Source organism: Bifidobacterium sp. W8112 (genome assembly GCF_016101425.1).
GTDB classification, from domain to species: Bacteria; Actinomycetota; Actinomycetes; order Actinomycetales; family Bifidobacteriaceae; genus Bombiscardovia; species Bombiscardovia apousia.
Genome location: NZ_JACFQN010000002.1, coordinates 707,778 through 718,584, shown reverse-complemented (window position 1 = coordinate 718,584; position 10,807 = coordinate 707,778). Strand labels below are relative to the sequence as shown.

Below are 10,807 nucleotides of genomic sequence, written 5' to 3'. Positions count from 1 at the left end.
CCCGGAAGCTAAGACCCAGCACGGCAATGGTACTGCACCCGGAAGAGTGTGGGAGAGTAGCACACCGCCGCCACAACACATTGAATATGGGAGGCATCCTCGGGAGAATATTCCTGAGGATGCCTCTCTTTTTATTTTCACTTCAAGACCAATGCTTTGCTGTTCCTGTCCTCCTGCACAAAGCCGTGAGGGAAACAATCAAACACAGTTGAGCCGAATATCAAAGGCCGCCTTTCACTTGCGCAGTCTGCGATTTGAACCTAGAGAGCACTGATGTCAAAACCGTCGCCCACTTTGCCGCCCGTCGTTTCTGGTCCAGGACATCTAGAATGAAAGGCAGCCGAATCAGGCGCACAAATACGGATACGAAGAAAGCGGATGAGCATGGGCAAAAGAATCATTCTTGTAGGAGCCACGGGCAGAGTAGGCGCATTGACCCTCGAGGACCTGGTCAAAGCCGGCCACGAGGTGGTAGCCTGCGCACGAGGAGCCTCAAAGATTACTGCCAGCCAGCAGGTGGAGCCCCTGACCTTGGATCTGCATGACCCGCTTTCCCAAGTAACCGACGCATTCCGCAAGTCGCATGCGGATGCTGTCGTCTTCACTGCAGGATCGCGTGGCAAGGACATCAACCAGATTGACGCCCTGGGAGCCATGAAGACCATAGAGGCCGCTAAAGCGGTCGGCATCACCAGGTATGTCATGCTGGGAGCCATGTATGCAGCCGACTGGCTGCGCTGGGAGCAGCCCCAGGTCAAACCTGCCATCGATGCCCTCGCCGACTATTACGTGACCAAGAACATGGCCGACCAATACCTGATCGGCTCCGGGCTGAACTACACCATCATCGAGCCAGGCAGCCTGACCGAGCAGGACGGCACAGGAGCCATCCAGGTTGAGCCGGACGGCCCTGGGCCCATACCGATCGCCGATGTGGCACAATGCCTGGCCGACTGCGTCGACCTGGAGCAGACCACAGGCAGGATCTACAACATCATCGGAGGCAGCACGCCCATCAAACAGGCCCTGACCGCACAGCAGTAACAGAACCAACCAATTCCTCAAGCACGAAGCCCACCTACAGACATCGCGTGTCTGCACAGCAACAGGAATGATACCTTGGTTGCATTGCCTGTTGTCTCTTGCTGTTGATTGCGCGCTGGGTGCACTGCGTCCCAGTGACCTTTATGAAGGTGGGGTGGGCGTGGGACTGGGCGCAACCTAAGGAGGTCGTTGATGAACATCACCAATTTTCGGGATCTGGGAGGCATGCGGACCATCCACGGCCGCCGGGTTCGTCCCCACAAGTTCATCCGATCAGGGCAGCTGGTGGGTCTGGACACAGATACTAAGAGGGAGCTGGTCGATCGCTGCCAGGTGACGCAGGTTGTGGATTTCCGACGGCCCTTTGAGAGACAGGAAAGTCCGGACGACAGGATCGATGGCGTGACCTTTACCAACATCGATCTGCTGGAGCAGAGTGGCACCGGCGGCGCCAGCTTGGACGATTTCGCCTCGCTGGGTTTGGCGGATCAGGTCAACGGCCACATGTTGGATGTCTACCATGACCTGGTCATGAATCCTGCGGCCCAGCAGGGGTATGGGAAGTTCCTGCGCATCGTCGTGGACAACACTCAGGGGGCCACCCTTTTCCACTGCTTTGCCGGCAAGGACCGGACCGGGTTCGCCGCGGCCCTAGTGCTCTGGCTGCTGGAAGTGGACGATGATCAGGTATTCGCGGACTATCTGAAGACCAACCAAGAGAGGGTGGCGGCCAACAATCAATTGTTGGACCAATTCCGCGCCAAAGGCTTTGGCCAGGATTCGTTGGCTGCCCTGCAGATTGCGCTCTGCGTCAAGAAGGAATATCTGACCTACGCCCGCCAGCTCATGATTGATGCCTATGGTGATGTCTTCGCCTATGCACATCAGGCCCTAGGGTTCGGGCCAGACCAGGTGGAGGCCCTGCGTCGTAACCTGCTGGAGTAATCGTACAAGGCTGAGAGGCGGCTGGGGCGGGTAGACTCGAGCCTAGACGTCAATTGCGAGGAGGACATTGTGCGATACATGAATTTAGGACGGTCAGGATTCCGGGCCTCCCGTGTGGCCCTGGGGGTCATGCGGATCGATCAGAAGAGCCGCGAGGAAGCGCGGACCATTGTGGAGACGGCCATGAATGCGGGCGTGGACTTCTTCGATACAGCAGACTGCTACCATGCCGGCGCCAGCAGCCGGGCCCTGGGACAGGCTCTGAAGGATCTGAGCGTAGACCGGGACAGTGTGGGCATCCAGACCAAGTTCGGCATCTTCCGCAACCCGGACAGCGACCAGATCACCCGCTATGACTTCTCGAAGGATCACCTGCTGAAGGCCCTGGATGAGGAGCTGGTCAACCTGCAGACCGACCATGTCGACTTCGTGCTGCTGCATCGTCCCGACACCTTGGTCGACTTGGACGATCTGGCCGAGGCCTTCAATGAACTGCAGACCAGTGGAAAGGTTCGGCACTTCGGCGTCAGCAACGTCAACCCCATGCAGGTGGAGCTGCTGCAGAGCGCGGTAAGCCAGCGGCTGGAGGTCAACCAGCTGCAGTTCGGCCTGGGGCACACCGGCATGGTCGACCAGGAGATTCATGTCAATATGGGCGACGATCCCAGTCTGGATCATGATGGCGGTCTTCTGGCCTACTCGCGGCTGAAGTCCATGACCATTCAGGCTTGGAGCCCCTTCCAGACCGGGTACTTCGACGGGGTCTTCCTGGACAATCCCCGCTATCCCGAACTCAATGCCGAGCTGGACAAACTGGCCAAGCAGCATGGGGTAGCAAAGAGCGCTATTGCTGTGGCCTGGATTCTGCGGCATCCCGCCGGCATACAGGTGCTTCTGGGTTCTATGAACCCCGGGCGCATCACGCAGATGGCCGCTGGTGCGGATGTGGATCTGACCGCCCAGGAATGGTATGACCTCTACCTGAGCGCTGGTCACGACCTGCCCTGATCCGTGCTCTAGGGTCGCTCGCGTCCGCCCGGCTGCAACTGCTTCGGGGTATGAAGGATTGCGCCCTGCCAGTCTGATCTTGCATCATCTGGGTGCATCATCTGGCAGGGCCTGCTCGACCGGGCATTGGACGCCATGAGTGTAAAAGTGCGCAGAAGGTTAGTCAGATCGGTTTCGAGGTAGTCGTACGCTGTCATGCATTATTTCACCCCACGACGTTGCGCTGCTACGTCCAAGATCATGTATCATGATCGGGCCAAGGCCCAGCAGGCCGCCGACCGCAGCATGGTCGAACGCGACGTTCTTTTATGGGTCTACCGTTGTGATTACTGCGGAAGCTGGCATCTGACCAGCCATGAGCCGGGTTCCTACCAGCGCATGAGGATGGGCTCGCGAGCTTCGAAACCACGCAGCCGCAAACGTGGGTACAAGCCTCGTCGTCGGTAGGGGCAGTCATTGCCTCTGCAGCCCCAGCATTTGACCTGGCATTCTTGGTGATCGCCGAGGTGATCCATATGGCCCCAGGCGGCAAGATCGGATTCCGCTGATCTCACTGCTTGGGGCCGATTGGGCTTTGTTTGTTCACAACTAGGCTGGTGAACTTCTCAGGTGAGCCTTACAGTTGTCTGGCCAGCAGGGACTTCGTTGCCTAGCAGGCTGGGTCAAAGCCCTGTCGGCGGATCGAATCCAGCATGGGTTCGTGGCCGGAGGCAGGGTTGCGAACCTTGTCAGTCATCATGGCGCTGAATGAACGGTGGGGATCATCCAGGTGCCGGATGTCGCGATAATAGCGGGTGACCGTCTGATCGAAGTCAGCCAAGGCATCCTTCATGTCTGCATCATCGTCGGCTCGCTGATAGGTGTTGGTAAAGATTTGCGCCTGACGAGGCATCCTGGGCTTGGGGTCTGGGTCCTGGGCCGGATGGCCAATGGCAAGACCCAGCACCGGGTAGACTAGCTTGGGCAACTTCAGCAGATCGATCAGTCTGTTCGTATCATTGATGACGCTGCCCAAAATGACTCCGCCCAGGCCCAGGGCGTTGGCTGCGGTCTCCATGGCGTGCAGGGCCAAGACCGCATCGTTCTGCGACTGCAGGAAGACATAACCGGAGTTGAGCAGGGTGGTATCCGGTTCCAGATCATCGGCGAACCGTCGGACCAAATCAGCATTGCGGCGCTGGTCGGCGAGGAAGATGTAGAGCAACGGGGCTTCGGCTACGTAGCGTTGATGGGCCAAATCCGCGATAGCCAGCGCCTCATCATGATCCGTGACCCTGATGGCCGACCATTCATGGAAATACCGGCTAGTCGCTGCATGCTGGGCCGCCTGCTCCAGCAAGGTGACAATCTGGTCGTCTACCGGTTCGTCAGTGAATCCGCGGATGGAGCGTCGTTCAAGCAAGGTCCGTATAGTGGGATTGTCGGCCGGATTCGCGGCCGGGGTTTTCTGTGAATTTGATAAGGTCATTTTGACATTCTGGCCGTCAACGCCTGCCAATGCAAGACCTTGTCGTCAAAATCACGCAATCAGCGTTATCTGGACCGGTCTGGTTATCAGTCAGCGTCCCTTGCTTTCAGCGCTGGTGACGACGGTCGATCAGAGCCTGGGAACCCCGCTCGGACAGACCTGAGACCAAGGCGATAACGGCTGCCGACAGAACGCCGAAGAGAAGACCGTCAGTAGCACTCTCCTGATCCTCTTCAGGGCTGTCCACGCCTCTATTGCGTTTGCGGACCAGTCCGCTCCAAAAGGCCTGGAAGAGCTTGCCCGCCAACAGCGCGGCGATGCCGGGAAGCGCGAACTTGACCAGCTTGTCTGTCAGCGATTCCGGATCCGATTCAATTGAGTTGCGCATGTCATTCACCTTGCCATCCACCTGATGAAGCATGCCGACCACTTGGTCGGCCATCCCGCCAGGTTCCCGTCCTGAGTCCGTCATAAGTTCATTATCCCACACGCCTGGGGGTCTGGGGTGTGACCGGACCGTGGGTTAAACTGCTATCCATGGACATTGCGAAGAATATGTCGGGCAAAGATGCCTCGAACGAGAGCGAAGGCTACGCTGTGCTGCTGCGGCATGGCCAGACAATTTGGAGCGAAACCGGGCAATATACGGGGCGCACTGACATCCCCCTGACTGACCAAGGGCGTGAACAGACCAAAGAGGCGGGTCAAAGGCTGGCTAAGGCCTTCCCCGATGGATTTGACTCTGACTGCATTTTTTCCAGCCCCCTGCAACGAGCCAGGCAGACAGCCGAGCTGGCCGGTTTCTCTGATCCGGCGCCGTTGGATGAGATCTTGGAGTGGGATTACGGTCCGGCCGAGGGGCACCGTCCTCAAGACGTGGTGGCCAGCCTTGGCCGTGACTGGAAACTGTGGATCGACGGTCCGCATGCTTTGGGCATCGATGAGCTGGCTGGCGACCGGCTGGTCGATCTGCCTTCGGGCAGCCCCGTTTCCGTGCATGTGACTCAGGGCGAAAGTCTGGATCAGGTAGCTGCCCGTGCGCGTGGGATCGTCGAATGGCTTCAGCCCCTGGTGTGTTCGGGGCGGCATGTGCTCCTGGTGGCGCACGCCCACATCCTGCGCATCCTGACGACGCAGTGGCTTGACTTGGACCCCCATAAGGCCCAGTTGTTCAGGATGAATACGGCGCATTACGGTGTTCTCGGCATTTATCAGGGCAAGCGTGTGCTCAGGCAGTGGAACGTGTGATTGAGCTGAATATCAGTTTGTATGAGTAAATTCAGCGCATCCGAAACCTGCTCAGGAAGCAATCCCTGTCGGCCATAATTACAGCTCAGACCTTAGGCTTTCAGCCCCATGCCTTGGACAGACATGCTGCTGCCCGGAATCAACCTGGTTGGACACTGTTTTTGCATGAGTTGGTTGATTGTGCTTGCCAGTGGTCAGGTCCACGACTTTTCTGGTCGCGATCTTTTCTATCTGTATGGGTTCTTGATGGGGACCGGGATTACCTTGCACCCGCGAGCGTGCAGACTGTCGTCAAAACCTTGCCGCCGCGACTTGTTGTCGGCGCCCCGATGATGTGAACTCTGAATTTGCCTTGGGGGATGCTGCATTCTATCAAAACGGCACTTGGGCTTGGACTGATCCGCAGAATGCTGAGATGGATGCCGACAAGGTCGGTATGTTACCCGTCTACATGGGTCTGCCCAACGAGCAGAAGCAAAGATTGGCGACCGGTGGCCACGCAGTACGAGTGCTTGAACAAGTAGGCCGATTCCGAGAACATCAAGGCTGCCAAGAAGTTCCTCAATTGGACGATCGCTTCAGAGCAGGGCAAGAATACCATAGCCCAGGATATGGGTTCCACCACTCCCTTCAAGACTTTCAATAAGGTAAAGACCGATAACCCTCTGGTCTCAGCTATGCGGAAAGATTCTGATGCCAAGTATGAGCATGTGGGCTGGAGCTTCACGCTTGCGCCTTCGGAGCCTTGGAAGGATGATCTCGGTGCCATGCTTGAATACGCCGCAGCCGGCTGGGATGGCGCTGGGCGGGAAAGTATCAGGCTAATAAGCATCGGTTGATCGTAAGGAAGACTTCAGCGCTTGAGTGGAGCGGTGGACGACCTGAGGATCAATGTGGGAGCGATCAGCTCATGCAGATTCTCCGGCCTGTTCCCCTCAATAAGCTGGAGGGTCTTCTTCGCCAGTGAAACAGCCATCTCATAGGGTTTCTGCCGGATGGTGGTCAGTCCGATGTCCCCTGCGAATCTGCTGTCGTCGTATCCAATGACGGACATGTTCGAGGGAACGGCGATGCCGAACCGTTGCAGTTGGAAAATCAGCGGTATCGCCAAAGAATCCTCCTGACTGGCAATCGCGGTGGGCCTGTTCCTCATGCTGCCCAGCTTTGCCAGTATAGTACTGGTGGGGTTTTCGGTTGCCGGTGCCGCCAGAACTGTTGGTTTGATGCCGACTGCCCTGCAGGCGCTCAAGAATCCCTCCAATCTGGCTTGAACGCTGAAGCGAAGGGACGCAACGGGAGTTGACCGAATATAGGCAATACGTGTGTGTCCTAGAGCTATCAGATGGTTGGCCGACAGCATGCCGCCATTGAAATCGTCGTTGCGGACCGAAGCCATGAAGCCGTTCTCCTCGGTGACGTTAAGGCTGAGGATCGGCACATTGATGCTGCTAAGACGAGAGACCTCGGAGGACTCGATGTCGAAGGAGGTCACGATGACGGCATCGACGTTGCGCTTCACGGGCAATGCTTGGAAGAATTCTTTTCGCGCTTGGCCGCTGGTGATCTGGCAGATGGAGATGTCATATCCGTTGCGTGAAAAGACCTCGTTGAAGCCTTCCACGATGGTCGAATTGAACCAGGTATTCAAGTGGCCGCTGATGAGCACAGCCACACGCAAGGACTGGCCTGACTTCAGAGCAGTCGCAGAGCGCGAAATCGAAAAATTTAATTGTTGCGCGATTGACAGGACCCTTGAGCGTGTGTGCTTGGAAACCAGTTCCGGCCGGGTGAACGACCGGGAGACGGTGGACACGGAAACATTCGCTTGTCTGGCCACGTCCTGGATTGTGGGTTCCATGGATACTCCTCGTCAATGCTGAGCCAGGACCAGCGCCTGCAATCGGATGCCGTAGCGGTGCTCAGCTATCTGATGATAGCGCGCTTGATTGAAATACGGTCAGCTCAGCATATGTGACCTTCAGCTGCCACAAGAGCCATCGATGAGCCGGAAATGCGTCATCAAAGGATGACAGAACCTACGGCGGTTTGCAGTGGGTTATCATGGAAAACGGCAACATGGTATGGAACAGGTGTCGTCGCTGGTTTCCTGCCCTTTCCCGGCTTGGGGGTTCCGTTGAATTTTCTCTCTCCTGATTCAGGCTTTATGAAAGGCCTCGCCGATCTTGTTGATGCTATTTGGATCAATATCCTCATGATGGTCACGTCTATTCCCCTGATATCCATCGGGGCTGCTCTGACTGCTGGCCATGATGCCGCCAGGAGGAGTCTCGAGGGGCAAGGGCATGTGACATCGAACTATTTTCGCGCTTTCCGTGCAAACTTCATCAAGGCAACTATGATCTGGCTTGTTTTTGCGCCATTGCTGCTACTGTTGCTTTATGCTTGGGTGGTTCTCCAAATCGCGCCGCTGTTGATCATTAAATTTGCCTTCAGTATTTTGTGGGTGTTGGGGTTTGAGTGGGTTTGGGCCTTGCAGTCGCGTTTTGAAAACACCATAGGTCGGACCTTGTTCAATGCATGGGTGTTTGCCTTGGCCAACCTTGGGCGGACTTTGATCATGGTGTTTTGCGATGCACTGTATTTTGCCCTACTGATCCTCTCGTGGTTCTATATGCCCCAAGGGCTCTTTTTGCTGCTACTCTGCGGCTACGGAACCCTGATCATGGTGCATACACCCCTGCTCAATGGCGCCTTCAAGCATTTTCTTGCAAATGCTTCCATGCCACGACCCACCGCTGTTGCAGCAGATCAGAAGAAGACCACTCATTGAGGTCGTCTCGCAATATTGCGATAAGTGGTCGCAGTTACCTCTCAGGATGCTGCTTGAGCTGCGGGTATTTCGAAGGATAAGCGGTGTCCTGGTGCGTACCAGATTTGTTCAAGGGTCCTGCAGCAATAGGGAGGATTGTTACAGGACCCTTGTGTTCGCTTTGGTCTTAGCGCCCCTTGTCCGTCATTCCTGCACTAGGCGAACCACCCAAGCGGTTGTGTCTTGGGGAAGCAGGCCGTCGTCAGTAAGGCTGTCTGATACGAGTATGGTTCGACCCTGTGGAAGGGGGGTCGCTGTCTGTGAAAAATTGGTCAGACAGGTCAGTTCCGCAGGCTTGGAATCGACAAGTGCCTTGCGGGTGTAGGAAATTCGGCCGTTCGTAGCAGATAGGGCCGTGACTGCCACGTTGCCTGCAGGGGTCAGCAGCGTGGATCGTAGATTCAGGACCTTTCGATAGAGGGAGAGCATCGAGTTCTCGTCGCTTTCCTCCTTATCGACAGCAAAGTCCTTGAACCAGAGCGGCTGGGGCAGGTGAGGATTACTGGCTGGTCCTCCGTCCTGGTTGCGAGCGGGGGAGAACCCGAAGGAGGCCCCTTCTCCAAAGGCGGGATTCCAGTTTGCGGGGGCAGGTGTGTCTCCGGCAACCCAAGGCAGGGGGACCCGGCACCCATCGCGACCTTTTTCAGTATATTTGCCGCGGGTTCGGTGCGCAGTCGGATCCTCCAGACGGTCCCAAGGAATATCAGGAACCTCGAATAGGCCAAGTTCCTCACCTTGATAGATATACACGGAGCCGGGCAAGGCGGCTTCCAGGGCGAACCCTGCGCGTGCCCTGCGCGTGCCTTTGGCCCGGTCTTCGAAGTAGGTTTGTCCATCTCGAAGAAGCCAGTCCTTGTCAAGCTGATGATAAGTGGAGCTGTCCACCTGGGGCAGTGCGTATCTGGTGGCCTGTCTGACTACATCGTGGTTGCTCATCACCCATGTTGTGGTCGACCCTGAGTCCTTGGCGGATTGCAGGCCTTCGGCGATTGCGGTGTACAAGGCTTTGCAGTCCCAATTGGCCTTAGCGAACTCGAAGTTGAAAACCTGCCCTAGTTCGTTCTCGGATGCGTACAGATGCTGGTGCTCAGGCACGACCCAGGCTTCTCCGACTGCAAAACGGTGAGGTTCAAATTCGTTGAAGACCTTGCGCCATTCCTTATAGATGTCATGCACTTCGGGTCTGTCCCATAGCGGATGCTCATAGTTGTGATAATTGGACTGTTCCTGAACGGGCCACCTATCCAACTCGGACAGGGGGCGGCTGTCTAGATCCTTGGCCAGCCCGTGGGCCACGTCGATGCGGAAGCCGTCCGTGCCATGATTGGACCAGAAGCGGAATATATCCTTAAAGGCTTCGTGAACATCCTTGTTCTTCCAGTTCAAATCAGGCTGCTCTTTGGCAAATATGTGCAAATACCATTCGCCATCGTCGACCTGCTCCCAGGCAGGTCCGCCGAACAAGGACATCCATCCATTGGGCGGCAGTTCTCCATTCGTACCTCTGCCCTTGCGGAAGATGTATCTGTCACGTTCGGGGGATCCCGGAGTTGCACGCAGGGCATCCTGGAACCATTCGTGCTTGTTTGACGTGTGATTGGGAACAATGTCCACGATGACCTTGAGTCCCATGGCATGAGCTTTGTTGGCCATTTCGTCGAAATCAGCCATGCTGCCCATGCGTGGGTCGACGTTGCGGTAATCCATGACGTCATACCCGCCGTCGGCCAATTCCGATGGGTAGAAGGGTGATAGCCAGATGGCGTCTACGCCCAGGTCTCGCAGATATTCCATTTTTTCGGTCACGCCTCGGATGTCGCCAATGCCGTCGCCATTGACATCCTTGAAGCTGCGCGGATATATCTGATATACAACTGCCTGTTTCCACCAGTCGTCGTTCATGTTGTTGTCGGTCATACGTATCTCCTCCTTGAAACAGGCCGTCTTATGGATTAGTGTTTGTATGACAACGATAGCAATACCGTTGGTCAACTGTGCTCTTGTATAAATCAGCTTTTTGTGACGCAAATCCTTTAATGATATAGATTTAGCTCATACTGTGATGATACGTGATTGCATACGTTTTCAATTGAGTAATCATTGTTTCGATCGACAAATTCGAAGCGATGGGAATAATATTTGCCAGAAGAAGTTGAGTGATGTAGGCTCAAGTTTCGGAGTGGTCATGATGGCTGCTTGCCCGGGCCGACGGGAGCCGGCCATCGGGACCACGAACGAAGCGCGAGCGGAGAACGTGAACGATG

At 56.2% G+C, this 10,807-nt stretch carries 10 protein-coding genes; 6 read left to right on the top strand and 4 right to left on the bottom strand.

Features of this window, described 5'->3' with window-relative positions; all coding sequences use genetic code 11:
* Window positions 1–378: 378 nt before the first annotated feature.
* The 4 genes from H3T92_RS07085 to H3T92_RS07070 all read left to right on the top strand — a co-directional run bounded on the left by H3T92_RS07085 (window position 379) and on the right by H3T92_RS07070 (window position 3,444).
* Window positions 379–1,044 (top strand): SDR family oxidoreductase, encoded by a 666-nt coding sequence (locus H3T92_RS07085; protein ID WP_198189670.1) that lies wholly within the window; start codon window positions 379–381, stop codon window positions 1,042–1,044.
* Window positions 1,045–1,236: 192 nt separating this feature from the next.
* On the top strand, window positions 1,237–1,989 hold the full coding sequence (locus tag H3T92_RS07080) for a tyrosine-protein phosphatase (RefSeq protein ID WP_198189669.1): 753 nt from the start codon (window positions 1,237–1,239) through the stop codon (window positions 1,987–1,989).
* A 69-nt stretch (window positions 1,990–2,058) separates the two neighbouring features.
* Window positions 2,059–2,997 (top strand): aldo/keto reductase, encoded by a 939-nt coding sequence (locus H3T92_RS07075; RefSeq protein ID WP_144085225.1) that lies wholly within the window; start codon window positions 2,059–2,061, stop codon window positions 2,995–2,997.
* 195 nt (window positions 2,998–3,192) lie between these two features.
* Window positions 3,193–3,444: a hypothetical protein gene (locus H3T92_RS07070; protein ID WP_198189668.1), complete on the top strand. Its 252-nt coding sequence runs from the start codon at window positions 3,193–3,195 to the stop codon at window positions 3,442–3,444.
* A gap of 202 nt (window positions 3,445–3,646) precedes the next feature.
* Here H3T92_RS07070 and H3T92_RS07065 read toward each other — a convergent pair whose 3' ends face one another.
* Window positions 3,647–4,465, bottom strand: a complete 819-nt coding sequence (locus tag H3T92_RS07065) for a nitroreductase family protein (RefSeq protein WP_198189667.1) — start codon at window positions 4,463–4,465, stop codon at window positions 3,647–3,649.
* A gap of 106 nt (window positions 4,466–4,571) precedes the next feature.
* Window positions 4,572–4,937 carry a DUF4235 domain-containing protein gene (locus tag H3T92_RS07060; protein ID WP_198189666.1) on the bottom strand — a complete coding sequence of 122 codons (366 nt, stop codon included), beginning with the start codon at window positions 4,935–4,937 and terminating at the stop codon, window positions 4,572–4,574.
* Window positions 4,938–5,002: 65 nt separating this feature from the next.
* On the opposite strand from H3T92_RS07060, the gene H3T92_RS07055 reads away from it, so the two are divergent.
* Complete coding sequence (locus tag H3T92_RS07055; RefSeq protein WP_198189698.1) at window positions 5,003–5,713, top strand: histidine phosphatase family protein; 711 nt, start codon at window positions 5,003–5,005, stop codon at window positions 5,711–5,713.
* An 853-nt stretch (window positions 5,714–6,566) separates the two neighbouring features.
* On the opposite strand, the gene H3T92_RS07045 is transcribed toward H3T92_RS07055, so the two are convergent.
* Window positions 6,567–7,571 carry a LacI family DNA-binding transcriptional regulator gene (locus tag H3T92_RS07045; protein ID WP_198189664.1) on the bottom strand — a complete coding sequence of 335 codons (1,005 nt, stop codon included), beginning with the start codon at window positions 7,569–7,571 and terminating at the stop codon, window positions 6,567–6,569.
* Window positions 7,572–7,847: 276 nt separating this feature from the next.
* On the opposite strand from H3T92_RS07045, the gene H3T92_RS07040 reads away from it, so the two are divergent.
* Window positions 7,848–8,504, top strand: a complete 657-nt coding sequence (locus tag H3T92_RS07040) for a DUF624 domain-containing protein (RefSeq protein ID WP_198189697.1) — start codon at window positions 7,848–7,850, stop codon at window positions 8,502–8,504.
* Between the two features lie 183 nt (window positions 8,505–8,687).
* Here H3T92_RS07040 and H3T92_RS07035 read toward each other — a convergent pair whose 3' ends face one another.
* The gene (locus tag H3T92_RS07035) at window positions 8,688–10,460 is read right to left on the bottom strand and encodes a glycoside hydrolase family 13 protein (RefSeq protein WP_198189663.1); all 1,773 of its coding nucleotides are present in this window, start codon (window positions 10,458–10,460) and stop codon (window positions 8,688–8,690) included.
* Window positions 10,461–10,807 lie beyond the last annotated feature (347 nt).

Bases quoted from the DNA above. Each gene is read 5' to 3' on its own strand.
- H3T92_RS07085 (WP_198189670.1), top strand. From the start codon at position 379: ATGAGCATGGGCAAAAGAATCATTCTTGTAGGAGCCACGGGCAGAGTA.
- H3T92_RS07080 (WP_198189669.1), top strand. From the start codon at position 1,237: ATGAACATCACCAATTTTCGGGATCTGGGAGGCATGCGGACCATCCAC.
- H3T92_RS07070 (WP_198189668.1), top strand. From the start codon at position 3,193: ATGCATTATTTCACCCCACGACGTTGCGCTGCTACGTCCAAGATCATG.
- H3T92_RS07065 (WP_198189667.1), bottom strand. From the start codon at position 4,465: ATGACCTTATCAAATTCACAGAAAACCCCGGCCGCGAATCCGGCCGAC.
- H3T92_RS07060 (WP_198189666.1), bottom strand. From the start codon at position 4,937: ATGACGGACTCAGGACGGGAACCTGGCGGGATGGCCGACCAAGTGGTC.
- H3T92_RS07055 (WP_198189698.1), top strand. From the start codon at position 5,003: ATGGACATTGCGAAGAATATGTCGGGCAAAGATGCCTCGAACGAGAGC.
- H3T92_RS07045 (WP_198189664.1), bottom strand. From the start codon at position 7,571: ATGGAACCCACAATCCAGGACGTGGCCAGACAAGCGAATGTTTCCGTG.
- H3T92_RS07035 (WP_198189663.1), bottom strand. From the start codon at position 10,460: ATGACCGACAACAACATGAACGACGACTGGTGGAAACAGGCAGTTGTA.